This window comes from Burkholderia sp. HI2500, from assembly GCF_002223055.1.
Taxonomy (GTDB): domain Bacteria; phylum Pseudomonadota; class Gammaproteobacteria; order Burkholderiales; family Burkholderiaceae; genus Burkholderia.
Genome location: NZ_NKFL01000007.1, coordinates 208,501 through 229,817, shown reverse-complemented (window position 1 = coordinate 229,817; position 21,317 = coordinate 208,501). Strand labels below are relative to the sequence as shown.

Here is a 21,317-nt window from a genome sequence, read left to right as displayed (position 1 = left end):
ATTGGCGCGCACGCGCCGATGATGATCTCATCCACCTCCGTTCAAGGGACATGCCATGTTCTCGAACATTCTGGTTGCACTCGACGGCAGCGACACGTCGTCCCGTGCACTCGACGCCGCGCTGGCTATCGCGTCGGAGACGGGTGCCCGACTGACTCCCGTCTACGTCGTCGATTTCCTGGTGCCGGCGTACGACATGTACGGCTACGACCCGTCGATCCTGGTCGACGCCTTTCGTGAAGAAGGGCTGCGCGTCACCGAGGACGCGGCGCGGCGCCTGAAGGCGCGCGACGTCGCCGGCACGCCGCAGATCTCCAACGTCGCGCCGGCAGGCGAAGACATCCCGCACCGGATCGTCAGTCTTGCCAACGAACTCGAGGCCGACCTGATCATCATGGGCACGCACGGCCGACGCGGGGTCCAGCGCCTCTTCCTCGGCAGCGTGGCCGAGCGCGTGCTGCGCCTGGCCACGTGCCCGGTGCTGATGATTCCGGCGGGCTGCCCGTCGGGCAAACCTGCCGAGACCACCGCCGCATCCACCGAAAAGGAGCCGTCATGAGCTACAAGACCCTGCTCGTCCACCTCGACGACAGCGAGCGCTGCGCGACCCGCGTCGACCTCGCGCTCGACCTCGCGGCACGCTGGAATGCGCATCTGATCGGCCTCTACGTGGTCTGCCAGGATCTCTTCGAACCGTTGCGGCGGCCCGACGAGCCGCTGAAGCTGGCCGTCTACGAGCGCCTGTGCGACCAGCGGCGCAAGGAGGCCGAAGAAAGATTCCTGATGGCCGCCGAGCGCGCGGGACGCAGCGTCGAATGGCAGGCGCCAACCGGCGACCCGACCGCCGCCGCCATTCTGCACGCGCGCCACGTCGATCTGCTGATACTCGGCCAGGAGGACCCGGACGATCGCATGACCTACGTGGCGCGTCATTTCGTCGAGGATCTCGTGATGGGCAGCGGCCGTCCGGCGATCGTCGTGCCCTACGCGGGCGACGTGCGGACGATCGGCGAGAACGTCCTGATCGGCTGGGACGGCGGGCGCGAAGCCGCCCGTGTGATGGCCGATGCGTTGCCGCTGCTCGCGCGCGCGCGCTTCGTCAACGTCGAGACGGTCGTGCGCGGTCAGCCCGATCCGGACAAGACGCCGGCGGGCGTCGACGTGGCCGCGTATCTCGAACGGCACGGCGTGCGCGCATCGTTCTCGACGACGCCGCGCGACCGGTCGGTCGGTGTCGGCGCGACGCTGCTGAACCGGGTAACCGACCTGCATGCGGATCTGCTCGTCATGGGCCTGTACAGCCATGCGCGCATGCACGAGCGCGTGCTGGGCGGTGCGACGCGCACCGTCCTCGAGACGATGACGGTACCGGTACTGCTGTCGCACTGACACCGCACGCAAGACGACGGGGCAGCCGCCCGCGGCTGCCCTCTTTCGTCACAACACGGCCGCACACGCGCCCTGCCCTTCACGCACGACCAGCACCGGCCGGTCCGCGGTGCGCACCAGCGATTCGGCGACGCTGCCGAGCACCGCGCGGCGCACGCCGCGGCGTCCGTGCGTGCCCATCACGATCAGGTCGGCGTCGCATTCCGCGGCAGCTCGCGCCAGCACGGACGAGACATCCTCGCCGCACGCGTCGATCGTGTGCGCGGTGCCGAGCACGCCGCACAGGCGAAACGCGGTCTCCGCGTCCGCCACCGCGATCGCGGCCCTGTCCGCATCCAGCCCCGCCGGATCGCGCTGGTCGATATAACCGCTGTCGACGTCCGTCAGTCGAGGCGCGTCCGATACCACGCACACGGCGACGATCAGGCCGCCTGAATCGCGGACGAGCGCGATCGCCTCGTCGAGCGCCAGCCGCGAACTGCGGCTGCCGTCGAGTGCCGCGAAGATCCTTGCATACATGATGCCTCCCTGGTGCCGTCGGGTTTCGACCGGCATGCCACACCAGTCTGGGCCCGACGCGCGTCATCCGGTTGACGCCGGTCAAGCCGGCACGGCAACCGGCATACGCATCGGTCTCGATTGGCGAACGCAGACAAAACGCGCACAATTTCGGGCGACATCACCGTTTCGGCCCGCCCCGCGTTTCGTGCCTCGCGCCCGGCCAGCCGCCCGCCAGCCGCCGGAAAAATCCGTCAGGATGAACGGCCATGACAGTCAATGCGCCCTCCTTCAAGGCCGGGCCGGATCCGCGCAGGATTCGGCCTGCGCGATACGCGACCCTGGCCGCGCTGCTGACGCTGGCGCTCGGCCTGGCTGCGTCATTTGCCTGCGCCCGGCATCTACAGACCCGGGGGCAGGAAGCCGCCCAGGCACGCTTCGCGCAATCGGCGACGCTTGCGACGGCCGACCTCCGGCGCAGCCTCCTCGGCGCCGCTACCGTGTTGCGCGGCGCACGCGGCTTCGCATCGACGCTGGCCATGCCTCAATCCGGCGACGCATGGCACCGCTACCTCGCCAGTCTCAATCTGGACGGTTTGCAGTCGCCCGTCCGCAGCATTGGAAGAATCGAGCCGAGCGCCGACGACGACAATCAGGCGACCCGGCGGGCGCTGCAGCGCGCGGCGGAAACCGGCAAGACCGCGCTGGCCGCGAACGCGATCCAGGACAGCGCGGACACGACGATCGCCCGCACGGCGCTGACGCTGTATCTGCCGATTTATGCGAACGCTGAAGACGGGGCTTCGTCCGGGCCGCAGCATGCGCGCGCGACCGGATATGTTTATGCGGCGCTCGATCCGGAGCGTCTTGTCGATCCGTCGGTCCTGGAACGTCTGCACATGAAAATCACAGCCGACAACCCGGCGGCCCCCATCTATTCCGGCGGGTTCAGCGGCGACGACGCCACCGTCGCCCGCGACATGCTCACGCGAACGGATACGTTGACGTTCGGCGGCACACCGCTCTCGCTGCGCTACAGTGCGCCGCCCGCCGACACGTCCGGATCCGCGACGGCCGTGATGGTGGCCGGAATCGCGCTGTCGCTGATACTGGCCGCCCTCGTTCGGCAGGGCGCCGTCAGGCAAATGTCGGGCGCCGTCCCCGGCGGCGACGGCCAGCCGACCGAGGCCCGGATGATGGGCATCATCCGGTCATCGATGGAAGCGATCATTACCGTCGATGAAGGCCAGACGATCGTGATCTTCAATCCGGCCGCGGAACGCGTGTTCGGCGTCTCGGCAATGGAGGCGATCGGCGCGCCGCTCGCCCGCTTCATCCCCGAGCGCTTCCGCGCCGCGCACACGCGGCACGTCGAACAGTTCGGCGTGACGGGCGTGACCGAGCGGCAGATGGGACAGCAGCGCGTGCTGTTCGGCCTGCGCGGCGACGGTTCGGAGTTTCCGATCGAGGCGTCGATCTCGCAGATTCGCGACGGCACCGGCAAGCTGTACACGGTCATGTTGCGCGACGTCACCGAGCGCGTCCGGGCGGAAAATGCCCTCAAGCAGTCACGCGAGGAACTGCGCGACCTGTCCGCCAACCTGCAGAATGTGCGCGAGGAAGAAAAAACGCGGATTGCGCGTGAACTGCACGACGACCTCGGCCAACAACTCACGGCGCTCAAGATGGATCTCTCCGCCGTCGAACTGGGGCTCGCGGGCGTCGTCGCCCCTCACACCGGCGTGCGCGAGCAGTTGGGCGGCATGCATCGCCTGATCGATTCGACCGTGGCGTCGGTTCGACGCATTGCGGCCGATCTGCGGCCGGTGATGCTCGATGACCTGGGCCTCATCCCGGCGATCGAGTGGCTGGTCAATGATTTCACGCATCGCTACCGGATCACGGTCGACCGGGACATCGCCCCCGTCGATACCGCGTTCACCAGCGCCGGTGCCACGACGCTGTTCCGCATCGTGCAGGAAGCGCTCACCAATGTCGCGCGCCACGCCGATGCGACGCAGGTGACGCTCGCCTTGAAAGTGGAAGACGGCTACTGCGTGCTGCGCATCGCGGACAACGGCCACGGCGCCCCGGAAAACACGCACGACGAGCGCGATCGTCCGTCGTTCGGGCTGATCGGCATCCGTGAACGCGCGCACATGCTCGACGGCACGGTGACGATCGACAACCGGCCCGGAACGGGGTTCACGATTACCGTGGCGCTACCGCTTCATGCCATCCAGCAAGGAGATGTGCTGTCATGATCAGGGTACTCATCGCCGACGACCACGCCCTCGTCAGGGACGGCCTGCGGCACATCCTGCAGAGCGCGAGCGGCTTCGAAGTCGCGGGCGAAGCGAGCGACAGTGCATCCACGATCGCGCTCGTGCGGGACACCCCCGCGAATGTCCTGGTGCTCGACCTGTCGATGCCGGGCCGAAACGGCGTCGAACTCATCAAGCAGATCAAGGACGAGAAACCGGCATTGCATATCCTCGTGCTGACAATGCATGCCGAGCAGCAATACGCGGTGCGCGCGTTCCGCGCCGGCGCGTCCGGCTACATGACCAAGGAGAGCGCGAGCGCCGAGCTGGTGGCGGCGCTGACCAAGATCGCGGCCGGCGGCGTCTACGTCAGCCTGACGATGGCCGAGCAGTTCGCGCAGAGCCTGAACGAGCCGACCGATCTCCTGCCGCACCAGCGCCTGTCCGATCGCGAGTTCGACGTGTTCCGGCGCGTCACCACCGGCGAGTCGATCTCCGAGATCGCGGAAGCGCTTTGTGTCAGCGTCAAGACGGTCAGCACGTACAAGACGCGGATTCTCGATAAGATGCAGATGCCGAACGACACGGCGCTCGTGCGCTATGCGATGCGTCACAAGCTGTTCGACGACCCGGACGATCTCTGATGCGGCTCCGGCGCACGACCGGTGCGCCCCCGCGTCGCCCCGCCAGGATGCCGCGCCTCTGTAGGAAACGTCCTACAACCCTTCCGCGTGTCCTACCGCATCTTCAATTGCGGCTGATTTCCGTCGCGGCGCGCGCCGTCCATACTGCGTATCAAGAAAAACAAGCAAGCGTGCCTCCCGGAGCAAAGGCCGCATCACCATCGAGACCGGCGTACCGGTCTCCTGGCCCTCCGGTGTGGTTCCCCATCAGGTAGGCGGCAGACGCCGGGGCCGCCGATACGACGGCCAGCGCGAACCTGCACGACAGCGATTCGCCGCCGCCCCAAGCACTGGAGCCGATCATGCAGAGCCATGCCGAAGTCTCGCCGACCATGCCGTTACGCCCGTTCATTCCGCTGCATTCCGTCGAACGGGTGGACCAGCCGAAGCGCGCCGCGTCCCGTTGCTCGACGTGCGCGTTGCGTACCGTCTGCATGCCGGCCGACCTTTCGCCTGACGATTTCGCGCGTGTCGACGCGATGATCTGCACGACGCGGCACGTCCGGCGCGGTGAAACGCTGTTTCGCGCAGGCGACACGTTCAACAGCATCTATGCGGTCCGGACCGGGTCGTTCAAGACCATCGTGATGCATCGCGACGGCGACGAGCAGATCACCGGCTTCCAGATCGTCGGCGAATCGCTCGGGCTCGGCGGCGTGCACACCGGGCACCACAACGGCGACGCGATCGCGCTCGAGGACAGCACCGTCTGCATCATCCCGTTCGGCCAGCTCGAGCAGATGTGCCGCGAAGTGCGGCCGATGCAGCATCACGTGTACCAGATGATGAGCGGCGAAATCGTCCGCGAATCCGCGCTGATGCTGCTGCTCGGCACGATGACCGCCGAACAGCGCGTGGCCGCGTTCCTGCTGAACCTTTCCACCCGCTTCAAGGCGCGCGGCTACTCGGCCGCCGAGTTCGTGCTGCGGATGACGCGCGACGAGATCGGCGAATATCTCGGGATGAAGCTCGAAACCGTCAGCCGGATGATGTCGAAGTTCCAGCACAAGGGGCTCGTCGCGGCGCAAGGCAAGCAGATCCGCATCGTCGATCCGGAAGGCCTCGGGCAAATCTGACCTCGCTGTGTGCGGCGGGCGCATCAGCCGCGCATGGCGAGCACCGCCGCCCCCGACAAACGCCCCGAGCGCAAGTCGTCGAGCGCACGGTTCGCGTCGGTCAGCGCATAGCGCACGGCCTCGACCCGCAGCGGCATCGTATCGGCGACCCGCATGAATTCGACCGCATCCGCGCGCGTCAGGTTGGCGACCGACACGATACGGCGCTCGCCCCACAGCCACGCGTACGGAAAGCCCGGTATGTCGCTCATGTGGATGCCGCCGCATACGACGATCCCGCCTTTGTCGACCGCGCGAAGCGCTGTCGGCACCAGTGCCCCCACCGGCGCGAAGATGAGCGTGGCGTCGAGCGCCTCGGGAGGCGCTTCGTCGCTGCCGCCGGCCCACGCGGCACCGAGTGAACGCGCCAGCTGCTGCGCCACGGTATCGCCCGGCTTCGTCAGCGCAAACACCTTGCGTCCCTCGATATGCGCGACCTGCGCGACGAGATGCGCTGCCGCACCGAAGCCGTAGATGCCGATGCGCCGTGCATCGCCCGCCATGCGCAAGGTTCGATAGCCGATCAGGCCGGCACACAGCAGTGGCGCAGCTTCGAGATCGGTGTAGCGCTGCGGCAGATGCACGCAATACCGGTGGTCGGCGACGGTGCACTCCGCATAGCCGCCGTCGATCGTATAGCCGGTGAATCCCGGGCTGTCGCACAGATTCTCACGGCCCGTCGTGCAATACGCGCAATGGCCGCACGTCAAGCCGAGCCACGGCACACCGACGCGGTCGCCCACGACGAAGCCCGTCACGCCCGCGCCGAGCGCACGCACCGTGCCGACGATCTCGTGCCCCGGGATCAGCGGCAGCTTCGGATGCGCAAGCTCGCCGTCAACGACGTGGAGATCGGTCCGGCATACGCCGCATGCGTGTACGTCGATCAGCAACTGGCCCGCCGCCGGCAACGGGTCCGGCACGCGCGCCTCGCGCAGATGCTGTGTCGTGCCGTCAAACATCATCGCAAACATGCTCGCCTCCCCGCGCACGCATGTTCGTGCGCGTCACCTCTCCACGCTAGTCGCTCCGCGCCCCGAACGCATGGCCCGGTGACGGGCGCTTGATGTGGGTCAACGGCGGACAGACGGTTGCTGACACGATGAAGTGACATGACGCCCCCCGTGTGGCGACCAGGAGATGATCGAATGGTATCCGTTCCCCCACTAGCCGCAAGCGCCCACCCTGAAGCACATCTGAGGTCGCTGCTGGCCTACGCGGTGCTGGCCCCGTCCAGCCACAACTCGCAGCCGTGGCGGTTCATCGTCGACGGCCCCACGATCGCGGTCTGCGCGGATCGCGTGCGCGCGTTGCCCGTCATCGATCCGTTCGATCGCGAGCTGCTCATCAGCTGCGGTGCGGCCCTGCTCAACCTGCGCGTCGCGCTCGATCACGCCGGGCTCGCCCACACGATCAGCACGTTCCCGTCCGACATCGATCCCGATCTGCTGGCGCTGGTCCGGGTGTGCGACGACGGCTATTCCGACGCGTCGCTCGGCGCGCTGTTCGATGCGATTCCGGAGCGCGTCACGACGCGTGCGCCGTTCGAATCGACGGCTGTTCCGGACACGCTGCAGCGCGAGCTGATCGCGGCCGGTGTCGCGGAAGGCGCCGAGATCACCTGCGTCGACTCGATCGCGCATCGCGCACGGGTGGCCGAGCTGGTTGCAGAGGCCGATCAGGAGCAGTTCGCGGACCCGCGCTTCAGGCGCGAACTGGCGAGCTGGATCGATCCGCGCCGCCACGTCGACGGCATGCCGGCGTTCGCGGCCGGCGTGCCGACGCTGCTGGACTTCGCGGCGCCCGTCGTGACGATGGCGGTACGGACGTTCGATCTCGGTAACGGACTGGCCGCGCTGCATCACCAGCTCGTCGGCGCGTCGCCGTTGGTCGTATGCATCTCGACCGTGCGCGACGATCGCGACGCGTGGCTCGCCGCCGGACAGGCGCTGGAGCGCGTCCTGCTCGTCGCGACGCGCGCAGGCTATACGGCGTCGTACCTGAACCAGCCGATCGAGACGACCGAGCTGCGCGCCCACCTGCGTCACATGCTCGGGCTGCACGGCGAACCGCAGTTGCTATTGCGTGTCGGGCACGGCCCGCATACGCCGCACTCGCCGCGTCGCCCGCTCGACGAAGTCGTTTCGTGATCGCGCCCGGCGGCACGGCGCGGCCTTTCTGATCCGGACGAGGAAAAAATCATGAACCTCCTGCGTTGCGCCGCCTTCTGCGTGACCGTCACGGCGGCCAACCCGGCCGCCGCGCAGACGGCCGTGCCCGAGCCGACCGATCTCGTCAATGCGCAGCACTGCATGTTCTGCCACACGTCCGACATGACGTTCCTCGGGCCGTCGTTCCACGACATCGCGCAGCGCTACCGCGGCGATCCGGCCGCCGCGCCTGAACTGGAACGCAAGCTGCGCGTCGGCGGCCGCATGCACTGGGGCGACACGCCGATGCCATCCGCCGAGGATCGCGGCGGCCCGCTGTCCGCCGACGACGCGCACCAGCTCGTGCAATGGGTGCTGAGCCAGTAACCGGCCCGCCAGCCAGCCGCTCATGTCGACCGTCGTCAAACGCGTTCCCGTCGGTACCGCGCGAGGTGGAGTGCGCCGCCGTGCCGCAGCCGGCCTGACGTCGGCGGCCGCGCCCGGCAAACGCGCTCGCACACGGCCCGATGCGATCGTCGGCAACGACCGCGTCCAGCGCATCCCGCATCGCGCGCCGCGTCTCGCCAACCGTCCGGACTGCACGCCCGCCGACGACGATGCCACCCTCCTGCAGCGCGCGGGCATGCGCGGCATCCGGCTGCAACTCGACTACTGGAAGGCCGAGGAACGCCTGCAGAACGAACGCATCGGCCATGCCGTCGTGATCTACGGCAGCACGCGCATCGTTGCCCCGGCCGTCGCGAACGCGCGGCTGAACGAAGCCAATCGCCTGCTCGCGGCGCGGCCGCACGATGCGGGCCGGCGTCACGCCGTCGCGGCGGCGAGCCGGCTCGTCGAGCACAGCGTGTATTACCGCGTCGCGCGCGAATTCGGGCGCATCGTCGGCCACGCCGACCGGTGCACGCGCGCCGCGCGGCTCGCCATCGTCACCGGCGGCGGCCCGGGCATCATGGAGGCCGCCAATCGCGGCGCATACGAGCGCGGCGCGCCGAGCATCGGCTTCAACATCGAGCTGCCGCGCGAACAGGCACCGAATCCGTACATCACGCCCGGTCTCTGCTTCCGGTTTCACTATTTCGCGATCCGCAAGCTGCACCTGCTCGAACGCGCGAAGGCGGCGGTATTCTTCCCCGGCGGCTACGGCACGTTCGACGAGCTGTTCGAAGTCCTGACGCTGCTGCAGACGCGCAAGATCCCGCCGCTGCCGGTCATCCTCGTCGGCGAAGCGTACTGGCGCCGCGCGGTGGATCTGGCCTTCCTCGCCGACGAAGGGATGATCGCTCGCGCCGATCTCGACCTGTTCACGTACTGCGAATCCGCCCCGGACATCTGGCACGCGATCGGCGGCTGGTATGCGCGGCGGCGCACGGCGCGGCCGGTGCGCCGCCGCACGACGCCGAAGCCGAAGCCGAAGCCGCAATGAACCGGCCGCTTTCCGCCCGCGTTGCCCACCTGTTCCCGGGCTTCACCATGCTCGCGAACTACCGGCGCGCATGGTTCTCGCGCGATCTCTATGCGGGCATCGCGCTGTCGGCCGTGCTGGTGCCCGTCGGCATGAGCTATGCCGAGGCGGCCGGCCTGCCCGCCATCACGGGGCTCCATGCGTCGATCGCCGCGTTGCTCGCGTATGCGCTGCTCGGCCCGAGCCGGATCCTCGTCCTCGGCCCGGATTCGGCACTGGCCGCGCTGATCGCCGGCGCCATCGCCCCGCTCGCCGGTCACGATCCGCAGCGCGCCATCGCGCTCGCCGGCGCGCTGGCGCTGTTGGCCGGCACGATCTGCATCCTGCTCGGCGCGCTCCGCCTCGGCTTCGTCACCGATCTGCTGTCGCGTCCGATCCAGTACGGCTACCTGAACGGCATCGCCATTGCGCTCGCGATCGGCCGGTTGCCGGAACTGCTGGGCATGCAGGTATCGGGCGGCGACGTGTTCGCCAGCGTGCCGCGCATCGTGCAGGCGCTCAACGCACACCGGTTTTCCATTGCCGCGACCGCGCTCGGCATCGGTACGCTCACCACCATTTTTCTGATGAAACGCATGATGCCGCGTGCGCCCGGCGTCTTGATCGCGGTGCTGGCGGCAACCGTCATCGCGCAGGTGCCGCGGCTGCACGGCGTGGCCACGATCGGCGCCCTGCCTGCCGGTGCGCCCGTGCCGCATCTGCCGGCCGTCTCCGTCGCCGATCTGGTCGCGCTTGCGTCCGGCGCGATCGCCGTCGCGCTGGTGTCGTTCGCCGACATCAGCATGCTGTCGCGCGCACTGTCCACTCGCGCGGGCGACACACCGGACCGCAACCAGGAACTGGTCGCTCTGGGCGCCGCCAATCTGCTGGCCGGCGTGATGCACGGGTGCGCGGTCAGCAGCAGCGCATCGCGCACGCCCGTCGCGATTGCCGCCGGTGCGCAAAGCCAGGTCACGAATCTGGTCGCGGCGGCCTGCATCGCGCTCCTGCTCGCCGCCGCCCCGGCGCTGCTGACCCTCGTCCCGCGCGCGGCGTTGGCCGCCGTGGTGATCTACGCGGCGTTCGGCATCGCGGACGTCCGCAGCGTCGTGCGGCTGTACCGGATGCGCCGCGGCGAATGCCTGATTTCGGTGCTGTGCTTCGCCGGCGTGATCGGCATGGGCGTCGTGCCCGGCATCCTGCTCGCCAGCGCGCTGTCGCTGCTGTCGTTCGTGTGGCGCGCGTGGCATCCGTACGATGCGGTGCTGGGCCGGCTCGCCGGCGTGCGCGGCTATCACGACGTCGCGCGGCATCCGGACGCCGTGCCGATACCGGGGCTCCTGCTGTTCCGCTGGGATGCGCCGCTCTTCTACGCGAACGTCGAGATTTTCTGCGAGCATCTGCACGCGGCGATCGCGAAGTCCGCGCCACCGGTTGCGCGCGTCGTCATCGCGGCCGAGCCCGTCACCGATATCGACATCAGCGCCGCGGACCGGCTCGTGATGCTGGGCGAGGAACTCCGGGAACGGAAGATCGCGCTGGACTTCGCGGAAATGAAGGGCCCGGTGAAGGATCGCCTGCGCGCCTACGGGCTGTTCGACGTGTTCGGTCGCGCCAGTTTCTTCCCGACCGTGACCGACGCCGTCGCGCATCATGTCGGGCGGCAACGCAGACATGCACGCGACGACGAACCGGTCCCGCGCGCGGCGCTGCCGCGTGCCACCCGTGATCGGTCGGACGGCTAGGCACGTCGATGTCGATGCACACGCGATGCGACGCCGGTTGCGTCGCGTGGCGAACGAAACGCCGGCACCCGTGCGACACGTGCACGGGCGCCGCGACCTCACACCGTGAACGTGTTCGACTTCCTCATTTCGACCCACGTCATCCCGACGCGCAGCCCGTCGATCGCGGCTTCGCGCTCGGTGCCGTGGGTCCGGCTGTGCGCGAACGTACGCTCGCACGCGCCCTCCGGCGACACCAGCGTCACGTGGATCCTGCAACGATAGCCGCCCGTTCCGGCGACGATCGTCTCGATCGCCACCGACCAGTCCGCGTCGTGCACCTCGCCTGACAATGTCATTTGATTCCCCTTTCCGCGCGCACTGCGCATCCGGTTGCCGCTTGCCGGCGTTACTCGACGACCAGATCGTCGACGACGGCGCGCACGCCGCGCGCCGACCATGCCGCCCCGCGCACGGCCTTGCGCTCGGAGAACGAGCCGACCTTGCCGGACAGCCGCACCGTGCCGTCGCGCACCTCGATCGCGATGTGCTTCGCCTCGCGCTCCGCATGGCGCATGATCGCGCGCTTGATGTTGCCGCCGATGTCGGCCGAACCGATCGTCCCCTGCACCGCGATATGGTCGGTCACGCCGGTCACGCTGCGCATCTGCGAGATCGCCCGCACGGCGAGGTGGCTCTGGTACGCCCATTCGACCCTGCCGGACAGCGTGATCCAGCCGTGTTCGACCTGCACCTTCACCGCGTCGTCGTGCAGCCCGACCGTCCAGTGCAGCACCGAACGCACCGCGTTCGCGATGTCCTCGTCGGTGCGGACGTCGTCGTCCGGCAGATGCACGGTCATGTCGACGACGAGCGCCTTGACGCCGGCCACGCGGTTCGCCGCCCGCTCGATCGCCAGCTTCTCCGCATAGCTCGGCGGATGACCCGAGAGCGTCACGATCCGGTTGACCACCTCGACACCGATACGTGTCGCGTCGATCGCCGGGTCGGACTCCAGTTCGTCCTGAACGTCCTGCTTCAACTGCTTGTCGGTCTTCATCGCCTGCACTCCTGTGAGCCGCGGCGCGCCAGTCCGCCGCACATCTCCAGAGTTGCACACGCGCGGCCGGGGATCGCTGATGCAGGTCAACGGACGCCGCCCGACGCGCAGACGGAGCGCTCCCGCGCCGGCGGCACCGGATCGAATGCGCAGGCGTTCGCGCGACCGCCACAATGAAACGGCGCGCGGATCGCTCCGCGCGCCGGTATCTCCGTTCGGACGACGCGTGCCCGCATCGCCCGCTGCCTGCTCTCCGATCAGCTGATGGCCAGTTTCTTCTGCGCGACCGGCGCCTTCTTCGGGAGCGTCAGCGACAGCACGCCGTCCTGGTAAGTCGCCGTCGCGTTCGCGTCGTCGATCTCGCCCGACAGCGAGAACGAGCGGCTGATCGCACCGCTGTAGCGCTCGCGCCGGATCACGCGTTCGCCCTCCTTCTGCTCCTGGTTGCGCTCGATCTTCGCGTGGATCGATACGGTGCTGCCCGTCACCTGGACGTCGATGTCGTCCTTGGCGACGCCCGGCAGTTCCGCGTTGACCTTGTACGCCTCGTCGCTTTCCGTCACGTCGATCTTCATCGAGGCCAGATCGGGCTCGTCCGTCAGCGTCATTCCGCGCAGCGGCCTGAACAGCCCCTGAAACAGGTCGGCGACGGGTTCGATCGAAAACGGATCGTAACGCGTGACATTGCTCATGGTTCGCACTCCTTGAACGATAGACAAGCGGCCCGCGCGTTCGTCCCGCCCGCGCGACGCCATGATGAAGACCGGATTGGCGCGGCACCGTGTGCCGCACAACGGACGAACGATCATCAGGATTCCAGCGTAAGTGCCCGTATCGGCACGCGCTTGATGCGCGTCAACGACTGCGGGCGCTCACGTGCAGAACCGGAAATAGCCGCTGTGAAGCAGAATCGGCCGCCCGCCCATCTCCTCGAGCAGGCAGCGTGCGGCGCGCTCGATCGCGGGACGGTGGCGGGCAAACGCATCCACGAGATCCTGCTCGCACGGCGACGCCGCGCGGAAGTGATCCTCCAGCGCTTCCGCGGTAATCGCGCAGCGCACGCGGTGGCCTTCGACCAGCGCCGGAAAGGTCAGTGCCGGATCCAGGCCGCAATACGTCGGATGTTCGGAAGGAAACGAGATCTGCATGATGGTCACCTCGGCAGGTTGCGCACGGGCAGGCGCCGGCTGGCGGCGCTGCGTGCATGGCGGCCCTACGCCGCCGCCGCGGCCGGTGCGGCGTCGGTGCCGCGCATGAGCAGGACCGGGCAGCTCGATCCGCGCAGGAACCGTTCGGCGACGCTGCCGAGGAACAGCCGCCGGACCCCGCGCCGCCCGTGAGTGCCGACCACCGCGAGATCGATCGACCGCTCGGCGACGTAGCGCTGCAGCCGTTCGGCGACACTCTCGCCCAGCTCGGTCTCGACGAGTTCCGTCTCGCCGTTGACCGCAGCATGCGCGATGGTTCGTTCGACGTGTCGCAGGACCGACGCGCCGTCGCGCCGGATCTCGTCGAGCAATGCATCCGGGTCCAGGCGCCCGCTGTAAGTGATCAGCAACGACTTGTCGACGACGAAAACGGCGAACAGGCGCGCACCGCACGAGCGCGCCACCTTCAAGCCCTCGTCGAGCGCGCGTTGCGATGAAGGGCTGCCGTCCACGGCGACCATGATGTTCGTGTACATACCGACCTCGCTGGATGACCCGATGCGCCGGCGGCGTTCGGCCTGGTTTTCATCATCGGCGTTCGCCGGAAACGGGCGTTGACGGAGGTCAACGGTTCGGAATCACGCGGAAACCGGCAGACGCACGGACGCGAGACGCCGGATCATCGCGGCACGACCGGCGCCGTCGGCACGTCGGACGAACGCGCCGGGTTCCCGTATGACCGGAAGCCTCGCTCGATGTCGAGGATCTTCGCCGCGCACGCGTCGTACCGCCAGCCCGGGCCGCCGTCGCTGGCGTACATGCCCTTGCACATCGCCTTGAGCCGGATCATCGACGCGCCGCCCGACGTCGTTCGGGAGGCCCACAGATACACTTCTCCGGCCAGAATCGGCGCCGCCGTTTCGATCGTGTCCGCATCGGCGCGCGTGATCCGGGTCGACGAATGCGCTTCGACGTAGCCGCGTGCGAAGTGCCATGCGCGGTCGCATTCGGCAGGCGTCGAACACCGCAGCACCGCGGCCTGGCGCGTCGCGAACAACTGCGTTTCCGTCGACCGGAAGGCCGCGTTCCGTTCCGCGCCGGCGCACGCGGCCAATGCAAGGAGCACGCCGAGCGCCCATAACCGTTGGTTCATCACCCTGCCCCGCAACGCATCGCGTTCCGCCCGCCAGCGGGCGGCATGAACACGCCCGGCGCGAATCCGGCCCCGTCGCCGCCGCCATCCCGCATGCGGCGCGCAGTGGCGTGCGGCATCGCGCGAGCGCTCGACTCGACTGTATGGCCTGCGTGGGGAATGCGGTTGACCTGCGTCAATGGCCGGCCCGGGCGACGCGGGCCGCGAACCGGAATGCTGTCGATGCCGCACCGATGCCTGGGCGCACGCACCCGTCCGTGCGCGCAGTCGCGATGCCCGCGTCGTCATCGCGGCCGATGCGATCGCACTCGGCGACGCGCGCCGCCGCTCACTCGAACCGGCAAGCCGCGCGCGGCAGCGCCGAGAGCGTGTCGCTCGACAGTTTCAGAATGCCGTCGAAATTGGCCTGGTTGTCCGCCGGGCAGAAAGCCGCGAGCGTCATGCCGTCCGGGCGCGTGTACTCGACATTGAACACGGCCTTGTTCAGCGCGATGAAGCTCGCGTAGTCACCGCACTCGTGGAACCTGTTGCATTGCTCGTTGAGCGCCCAGTCGGCCACTTTCGCCATCGCGGTGGCGATACCCGAGCCGTTCTTGAGGCCCATCGACATCCCGCGATCGTGCGCGGCGGCGATCAGCGCCGTGTTGTACCGCAACTGATCGTCACGCGTCAGCGGAAAGCCGGTTTCCTGGCGATAGCTGTCGTCGAGGTCCGGCTCGATGCCGTCGCAGCCCTTTTTCTTCGCCTGGTCGAGCCGCGCCAGCATCAGCGGCATCAGGATCGCGGTCTGGCGGATGTCCAGCCAGCGTTCGTGATCCTCATACCCTTCGACGGGGTTGCCGAGCACGCTGTCCGGAAACTTGCCGGCATCGCCACGGGTGTCCTCGCGCCCGCCCACCTCCATGTAGCAGACGACATAGATGCCCTTCGCCTTCAGGCGCTGGATCGTGCCGGCATCGGTCAGCTCCATGTCGACGTCGAACATCTTGCGCGGGTTGTTCACGCCGTCCAGCACCGTCTCGTTGATTCGGTTGCCGTCGATCTGCCATTGCCAGCTCGTGCCGGGCACGAGCGGTTTCCACGCGGCGGCCTGCGAGGCGCGCACGGAAGTGGCCGCGAATGCGCTGCCGGGCGCGGACGAATCGGAGTCGCCTCCGCACGCCGCGAGCAGCAGCATCAGCACGAATGAAGCGAACGATCTTGCGGACATGGCGAATCCTTTGCCTGTTGGGCGGCTTGTCAGGATGCGAGGGTGCGAGGGAGACACGTGCAGCGAAATGCGGGCGATGCATCTGCCGATACTGCGGTGGTGCGCGAATGCGCGAGGTACGTGCGGATGGTAGGCGGGAACACTGCGTCCATCTGTTCCGATTTGTCGATTTTTGTGGGCATGGCAGGCGCCGGCAAGCCGTCAACCTCGTGATGGTCAAGAACCGCCGACGCGCGGCGACCGCATCCGGAAAAATCGGATTTTTTGCATTGAACACCGTTAACGCATCAAAAGCAAAAATAAAAATGACTTTGATTTCCAGAACCCAAAATGGAACCGATGTCACGATATTTTTATTTACATCATTTCAACCACTCCAATGAATTATTCAATTCATGAAGGCAATTCGTGGATGCCACCTCCATCTCTTCAATCCATTTTCACGGCGACACGAGCCTCCTCCCCGAGACCCGCCACACAATCCGATATCAGCCATTCATTTCATGACATCGCGCTCTTTTTCGACAACCATCAGCCTCATCATTCAAATGAAATCAACAATGAATAAATCGATTGAATTTGTTTGACAATCAAACGCAAGGATAATTAAAGTCGTCGCCGACGATGCGCGGGTCGCCTCTCGATTCGCGCAATCCCCCACCATCACCAGGGCAAGCAAGGCGATGAATTCAATTGATGGCAGCACCGCGGGCGGGAACCGCGTCGAGCCCAACGGCGCCCGCCACCGGCCACTCCGGATACGCCGCGGAACGGTGGCGGACACATCGGGAATCTGCGCGCTGTTCGAACGGGAATACGGCGACTCGTCGCACCCCTGTCTCGATGCGGGCTACGTGAGGCGCGCCGTCTCGAACAAATCGGAGCTGTGGTTTGTCGCCGAAGAGGAGACGCAAGCCACGATCGGTTGCATGAGCGTCAGCTACAACGCGCAGAATCGCTCGTGGGAATACGGCCGCGCGATGATTTCCCGGCACCATCGTCACCTGGGCGTCCTGTCGGCGCTGATGCAATCCGCGATCGACACGTTGCCGGCCGCGGATCACGACCTGGCGTTCGCGATTGCCCGCACCGATATCGCGCTGCGGGCGTTGCTGCGTCATCTCGATGGCGTCGTGGTCGGACACGACGGGTCACCCGACAGCGCGCACGGCGTGCGTGAACATCACGTCATCGCGCTCGAGAAATTCCGCTCGCCAAGCTTCAGGCATTGCCTGCCGCTTTCCCCGATCTTCCGCGAATCCGACGTTCTGCGCGGCGCGATCTTCGAGCCGCTCGGTGTCGCCGGTACGCCGGCACCGTATCCCGATACCTGTTTCTGGGGGCATGGGCACGAGTGCGCGGACGACTTCACGTTTCGTGTCGACGAGCGGGCCGATGCGATCTATCTCTGCCAGCATGCAGGCGGCCCGTTCATGACCGAGCGCGACGTCACGGCCGACCTGCTGCGTTTCCTGAAACGGCGCGGCACGACGGCCTATGTCGGCGCGATCGTGCTCGCCGACAAGCTGACCCTGGTCAAGGCGATGCTCGAAGCCGGCTTCCGCATCACGGCCTATTTGCCGGCGTGGCACTGGAGCCGCGGCGCGCGCTACGACTGCCTGCTGCTCGCCCGGCGCGACAACGGCTTCGCGAGCAAGAACGGCCTCGACGCACACATCGACGGGCTCGATGCCGCCTACCGCGAGATCGGCCAACGCATCCTGTCCACCTGAGATCCGCGCCGGCCACGCGCCGCGCCCCCATCAATCCACTTAATCGAGGTAGCACATGACCCAAGACGAATGGCGCTCGGTCAAGGCAATATTGCCGAACGGACCCACCGGACACCTGACGCTCGCGCTCTGGTTCGCCGATGTCGCATTGCTTGCCGCTGCGTGGGTGCTCTGGCTCGCCGGCGGGCCCGCACGCATCGCCGCGCTCGTCCTCGCCACGCTCGCGCTGATCCACCTCTATCTGATCTTGCACGAGGCACTGCACAACGCCGCATCGCGTTCGCGCGCGTGCAACGAGGCCATCGGCCATCTCTGCGGATGGATCATCGGATTGCCGTACCTGCCGCGGCGCAGATCGCATCTGGGCCATCACGCGTGGACCGCGCACCCGACACGGGATCCGGAGAATCGCAAGATGATCCAGAAGTTTTCCGTGATGACGGAACGCGGCGCGCGTACGCTCGAATTCATCTGGCGGCACTGGATCCCGATGATGGCGTTCAATCATTTCCTCAGCCACTGGATCGCACCGTTCCTGCACCGCGATACGCCTGCGCATCGCGCGAAATCGAATACCGAGATCGCATTCAGCGCGCTCTACCTGGCCGGCTATGCGGCGGTCGGCGCGCTGGCGTATCGTGCGGGCGTGCTCGGCAGCCTCATCGCGTTCTCGACGATCCTGTGGATCGTGTTGCTGATGGCCGTCGAACTGCTCAACCTTCCGCATCACGCCGAGATCCCGCTGCTGGCCGACGACGCGGCACGCCCGCCGCTCTGGGAGCAGGACGTGGTGTCGCACAGCTGCGCCAACGTTCCCCTCTGGTCACGCTGGGTGGTCCTGAATTTCAACCTTCACGTCGCCCATCATGCGTACCCCTGGTTGCCGTGGTACGACCTGCCTCGCGCACAACGGCTGCTCGATGCAGTCTCGACGGCCGAGGCGCCGCGCCAGACCCACGAGTGGGCATTCGCCGTGACCAAGCGACGCCGGCCGCTGCTCGAACTGATGGGGCACTTCTTCGACAAGCGTGGCGCGTCGTCCCAGGGCGGACGCTGACGCTCCGCCCTAGCGAGCGCATCCGTCGGGTGCCGGCGGCCCGGCCCGCGACGACAGCGGCGCCTCCGGTTGCCGGTCGAGGAAATCGGAGACCATGCGAAACGTCGTCGCCATCATCCGGGCGGCCCGCATGGTCTCCTCCCTGCCCGGCTTCGTTCATTTACCGGGCGCCAGGCGGTTGGCAAACCGGTTCGTATAACCGAGCGTACCGACACCGCCGATCGAATTGCACGTCGACGATGCGGCGCCGGGCGGACAATCGACGTCCCGGTCGAACGACCAGAAGTGGACACCCGCGAGACCGTTCTGTTTCACGAACTGCGCCACGGTGTCCGCGTCCGCCGGCGTGAAGGTTTCGCCGACCACATCGTTGCCGCCGATCATCGGCGTCAGCTCGATCTGGCTGTACGGTACGCCCCAGTGATCGTGCAGGTTCATCGCGGCCTGGATCGCCGACTGCCCCATCTGGCAGGTGCCGTTCGCGACCACGCAGTTCCCCGCGCTAGCCGACCCGTAGTCCATCGTCATCAGGTCGATGGTGTAGTTCTTCAGGCCGGCCGCCTGGATCGCCTGCATGACCCAGTCGCCGTATATGTTGAAGCTGTCGGGGGCGCTGGCGCCCCACGAGCTGGCCGTGGTCGCGCCCTGCTGGGAAGGCGCCAGTGTCGCGAGCGTAAAGCTGAAGCGCAGGCCGGGATATTTCCGCTGGGCGACGGCCACGCGCTGGACGAGATCGTTGATCACCTGTTGCGTCTGCCCGCCCTCGATATCGAAATCGATGCCGATCAGGTTGCTCGATGCATAACGATCGATGAAGGCCGCCATGCCCGCATCCGTCCCGCACGTGAACATGCCGGCCGCGCCGCCGGTGGAAATCACGTAATTCACATTGGCCGCGGTGAAAAGCGGCACATTGGCAGCCGCCATCGCGCCGCCGTCGACGCCCGCCCAGTTCTCGCTGCCGCATTCACCGGTCGCGAACGCGAGCGTCAGCGTACGGACACCGGTTGGCAGCACCGACAGCACCGGGCTCAGTTGACCCGTGACGTTCGTCGAGATGACGTTGGTATTCCAGTTCATCGAAATCGTCGCGTCCTTGTACGGGCTATAGACGAATGCCGGCGCCGTGCCGGTACCCGATGTACCCAAGGCACCCGCCGCCGCAGCGCCGGTGCCTAACAACGACCCTGCCAGCAGAAGCGCCAGCGCGCCCCTCAAGGTCGATCGCCGCACGATTCCGGTTTGCTGGTTGCGCTTCATTTTCATGCCCTCGATTCCGGTCTGGCTCATGATTTCCCCTTTCGATTGACAAAGCTCCGCCCAGGTCGAATTCAAAAGAAATCAACCTTACAAATTGCCACTTGAAGAAAAATTCCGATATTGATTCCGTCTTTATCTCAACGACGGAAAACAATTCGACGGCCGATGTAGTGATCCTTCAATCCAGCGCCGGCACTTCGATTTGTTATACTACATAATTATCAGGCATCAACCCTGGAATCGATTATTTCCATCAATATCGAAACCCGAAATATTCACGTGATCGCATCGCCATATTGCAATTGTCGCGATTCGATAATTCAAACGGATAGCTCGCAGCCATCCGACTGATTGTTCAAATCGACGAAATTCAGGCGATGCGATCCGGCCGTAAGACGGCGTCGCGCGGGTGGGCGGAGAGGCAATGATGGGGCTGCTTCGGCAAGCCGGGCTGAACACTGCCCGGTCGGTCGGCGAGCGCATCCGCGCTCCTGAGCGGCGTTCTTCCATTCATGACGCCCCGGCCATCGCCGGGCGCGCCATGTCGCAGCCGTATCAGAACGGGCTGCGAGTCGTATCGCCGTTGGTGAACGTCGCATCGACGACCTGATAGAACGCCATCGCCGTATCCGCGACTTCCCAGACCGCCAGGATGACGTGGTAACCGCTACGCACCGGCAACCGGCATTGGTGAATGGTCGGCTGCTGGGGCACCAGGTTCGCGTTCGGGTCCCAGTAAGGCTGGCCGGGATTCTGGATCGTGCAGAACGGCGTGGGCTCGAACTGCGCGCGCGTCAGCTTTTCCGACGGGTTCCAGTCGGCGCGTGTAATGAAGTAGTTCCAGCGACGCGTCTTGTGCACGGCGCTGAATTCCCATTTGAAATTCTGCAACGCGCCCGGCCGCAGCGGGATCTTCTGCCAGCGGCTCGGCGACTGCTCGTTCAGCACCGGCAGCGGGCCATTGGTGCTGGCGCCGGCGATTTCGCCGTCCAGCGGCGGTGCGGCATTCTTCGCGTCGGCCGGCGCGAACGGATCGGACAGGCCGCTTTGCGTCGCGGGGAAGAACTTGCCGTTCTCCATCGCGTTCGCGTGCCACGCGTCGACGTGACAGTTCGGATTCTGCCCTTGCGTGCACAGCACGATACGCGAAGGCGGTTCGGTCAAACGGCCGTGCGCGTGAGCACCGGCCGCCGCGACCAGCAGTGCCACGCCGGTCAACGCGCATGGCACCACGGAAGCAACGTATCTGCGGATGATCTTGTTCATGAGCCCTCATGACGTCGATGTCGGAACGGATATGCGCGTGTCGGGCCTGCCGCAGGATCCCCGGCAGGGGTTCCTGTCGACACGGCGTCGCGCACACTGATCGGCAAAAGCGGCAACCCGATGAAACCGCGGCACGCGATGATGA

General features: G+C 66.8%; 22 protein-coding genes. 11 read left to right on the top strand and 11 right to left on the bottom strand.

Going from position 1 to position 21,317, the window contains the following annotated elements:
* The first annotated feature begins 55 nt into the window (after positions 1-55).
* Positions 56-559, top strand: coding sequence for a universal stress protein (locus CFB45_RS33390; RefSeq protein ID WP_089429407.1), 504 nt, complete (start codon positions 56-58; stop codon positions 557-559).
* Complete coding sequence (locus CFB45_RS33385) at positions 556-1,389, top strand: universal stress protein (protein WP_089429406.1); 834 nt, start codon at positions 556-558, stop codon at positions 1,387-1,389. The genes CFB45_RS33390 and CFB45_RS33385 overlap by 4 nt, the downstream gene beginning before the upstream one ends.
* A gap of 48 nt (positions 1,390-1,437) precedes the next feature.
* Here CFB45_RS33385 and CFB45_RS33380 read toward each other — a convergent pair whose 3' ends face one another.
* Positions 1,438-1,908 carry a universal stress protein gene (locus tag CFB45_RS33380; RefSeq protein WP_089429405.1) on the bottom strand — a complete coding sequence of 157 codons (471 nt, stop codon included), beginning with the start codon at positions 1,906-1,908 and terminating at the stop codon, positions 1,438-1,440.
* Between the two features lie 248 nt (positions 1,909-2,156).
* Between CFB45_RS33380 and CFB45_RS33375 the strand changes: the two genes are divergently transcribed.
* From CFB45_RS33375 to fnr, 3 genes are all read left to right on the top strand, one after another.
* The gene (locus tag CFB45_RS33375; protein ID WP_089429404.1) at positions 2,157-4,151 is read left to right on the top strand and encodes a PAS domain S-box protein; all 1,995 of its coding nucleotides are present in this window, start codon (positions 2,157-2,159) and stop codon (positions 4,149-4,151) included.
* Entirely contained in the window at positions 4,148-4,795 is a 648-nt protein-coding gene (locus tag CFB45_RS33370) for a response regulator (RefSeq protein WP_089429403.1), read from the top strand. Before CFB45_RS33375 ends, CFB45_RS33370 begins: the two co-directional genes overlap by 4 nt.
* A 341-nt stretch (positions 4,796-5,136) precedes the next feature.
* The gene (fnr, locus tag CFB45_RS33365) at positions 5,137-5,910 is read left to right on the top strand and encodes a fumarate/nitrate reduction transcriptional regulator Fnr (RefSeq protein WP_089429402.1); all 774 of its coding nucleotides are present in this window, start codon (positions 5,137-5,139) and stop codon (positions 5,908-5,910) included.
* 23 nt (positions 5,911-5,933) lie between these two features.
* Here the strand turns inward: fnr and CFB45_RS33360 are convergent, their stop codons facing one another.
* Positions 5,934-6,923, bottom strand: coding sequence for a zinc-dependent alcohol dehydrogenase family protein (locus tag CFB45_RS33360; RefSeq protein WP_089429401.1), 990 nt, complete (start codon positions 6,921-6,923; stop codon positions 5,934-5,936).
* A 174-nt stretch (positions 6,924-7,097) separates the two neighbouring features.
* Here CFB45_RS33360 and CFB45_RS33355 point away from each other — a divergent pair, with 174 nt between their 5' ends.
* Genes CFB45_RS33355 through CFB45_RS33340 form a run of 4 tightly spaced genes read left to right on the top strand, consistent with a single transcriptional unit; the run spans position 7,098 to position 11,306 of the window.
* Positions 7,098-8,099 (top strand): Acg family FMN-binding oxidoreductase, encoded by a 1,002-nt coding sequence (locus CFB45_RS33355; protein ID WP_089429400.1) that lies wholly within the window; start codon positions 7,098-7,100, stop codon positions 8,097-8,099.
* Positions 8,100-8,150: 51 nt separating this feature from the next.
* Positions 8,151-8,486 carry a c-type cytochrome gene (locus tag CFB45_RS33350; RefSeq protein ID WP_089429399.1) on the top strand — a complete coding sequence of 112 codons (336 nt, stop codon included), beginning with the start codon at positions 8,151-8,153 and terminating at the stop codon, positions 8,484-8,486.
* Between the two features lie 22 nt (positions 8,487-8,508).
* Complete coding sequence (locus CFB45_RS33345) at positions 8,509-9,543, top strand: LOG family protein (protein ID WP_089429398.1); 1,035 nt, start codon at positions 8,509-8,511, stop codon at positions 9,541-9,543.
* Positions 9,540-11,306, top strand: a complete 1,767-nt coding sequence (locus CFB45_RS33340) for a SulP family inorganic anion transporter (protein ID WP_089429397.1) — start codon at positions 9,540-9,542, stop codon at positions 11,304-11,306. Before CFB45_RS33345 ends, CFB45_RS33340 begins: the two co-directional genes overlap by 4 nt.
* Before the next feature lie 98 nt (positions 11,307-11,404).
* On the opposite strand, the gene CFB45_RS33335 is transcribed toward CFB45_RS33340, so the two are convergent.
* The 7 genes from CFB45_RS33335 to CFB45_RS33305 form a co-directional block, all read right to left on the bottom strand.
* Entirely contained in the window at positions 11,405-11,644 is a 240-nt protein-coding gene (locus tag CFB45_RS33335; protein WP_089429396.1) for a hypothetical protein, read from the bottom strand.
* Between the two features lie 50 nt (positions 11,645-11,694).
* The gene (locus CFB45_RS33330) at positions 11,695-12,345 is read right to left on the bottom strand and encodes a BON domain-containing protein (RefSeq protein ID WP_039353456.1); all 651 of its coding nucleotides are present in this window, start codon (positions 12,343-12,345) and stop codon (positions 11,695-11,697) included.
* A gap of 257 nt (positions 12,346-12,602) precedes the next feature.
* The gene (locus CFB45_RS33325) at positions 12,603-13,037 is read right to left on the bottom strand and encodes an Hsp20/alpha crystallin family protein (RefSeq protein ID WP_089429395.1); all 435 of its coding nucleotides are present in this window, start codon (positions 13,035-13,037) and stop codon (positions 12,603-12,605) included.
* Positions 13,038-13,217: 180 nt separating this feature from the next.
* Positions 13,218-13,493 carry a DUF1488 domain-containing protein gene (locus tag CFB45_RS33320; RefSeq protein ID WP_089429394.1) on the bottom strand — a complete coding sequence of 92 codons (276 nt, stop codon included), beginning with the start codon at positions 13,491-13,493 and terminating at the stop codon, positions 13,218-13,220.
* 65 nt (positions 13,494-13,558) lie between these two features.
* Positions 13,559-14,029, bottom strand: coding sequence for a universal stress protein (locus CFB45_RS33315; RefSeq protein ID WP_089429393.1), 471 nt, complete (start codon positions 14,027-14,029; stop codon positions 13,559-13,561).
* A gap of 143 nt (positions 14,030-14,172) precedes the next feature.
* Positions 14,173-14,646 (bottom strand): hypothetical protein, encoded by a 474-nt coding sequence (locus tag CFB45_RS33310; protein WP_089429392.1) that lies wholly within the window; start codon positions 14,644-14,646, stop codon positions 14,173-14,175.
* Positions 14,647-14,974: 328 nt separating this feature from the next.
* Positions 14,975-15,856 carry an endo alpha-1,4 polygalactosaminidase gene (locus CFB45_RS33305; RefSeq protein ID WP_089429391.1) on the bottom strand — a complete coding sequence of 294 codons (882 nt, stop codon included), beginning with the start codon at positions 15,854-15,856 and terminating at the stop codon, positions 14,975-14,977.
* A gap of 929 nt (positions 15,857-16,785) precedes the next feature.
* Between CFB45_RS33305 and CFB45_RS33300 the strand changes: the two genes are divergently transcribed.
* Together CFB45_RS33300 and CFB45_RS33295 are read left to right on the top strand one after the other, a co-directional pair.
* Complete coding sequence (locus tag CFB45_RS33300; protein WP_256978465.1) at positions 16,786-17,589, top strand: hypothetical protein; 804 nt, start codon at positions 16,786-16,788, stop codon at positions 17,587-17,589.
* Between the two features lie 55 nt (positions 17,590-17,644).
* A complete protein-coding gene (locus CFB45_RS33295) occupies positions 17,645-18,646 on the top strand; it encodes a fatty acid desaturase family protein (protein WP_089429389.1) in 1,002 nt (333 codons plus the stop codon).
* Positions 18,647-18,802: 156 nt separating this feature from the next.
* Here CFB45_RS33295 and CFB45_RS33290 read toward each other — a convergent pair whose 3' ends face one another.
* A complete protein-coding gene (locus tag CFB45_RS33290; protein WP_256978464.1) occupies positions 18,803-19,981 on the bottom strand; it encodes a chitinase in 1,179 nt (392 codons plus the stop codon).
* 480 nt (positions 19,982-20,461) lie between these two features.
* Positions 20,462-21,172 (bottom strand): lytic polysaccharide monooxygenase, encoded by a 711-nt coding sequence (locus tag CFB45_RS33280; RefSeq protein ID WP_256978463.1) that lies wholly within the window; start codon positions 21,170-21,172, stop codon positions 20,462-20,464.
* Between the last annotated feature and the right edge of the window lie 145 nt (positions 21,173-21,317).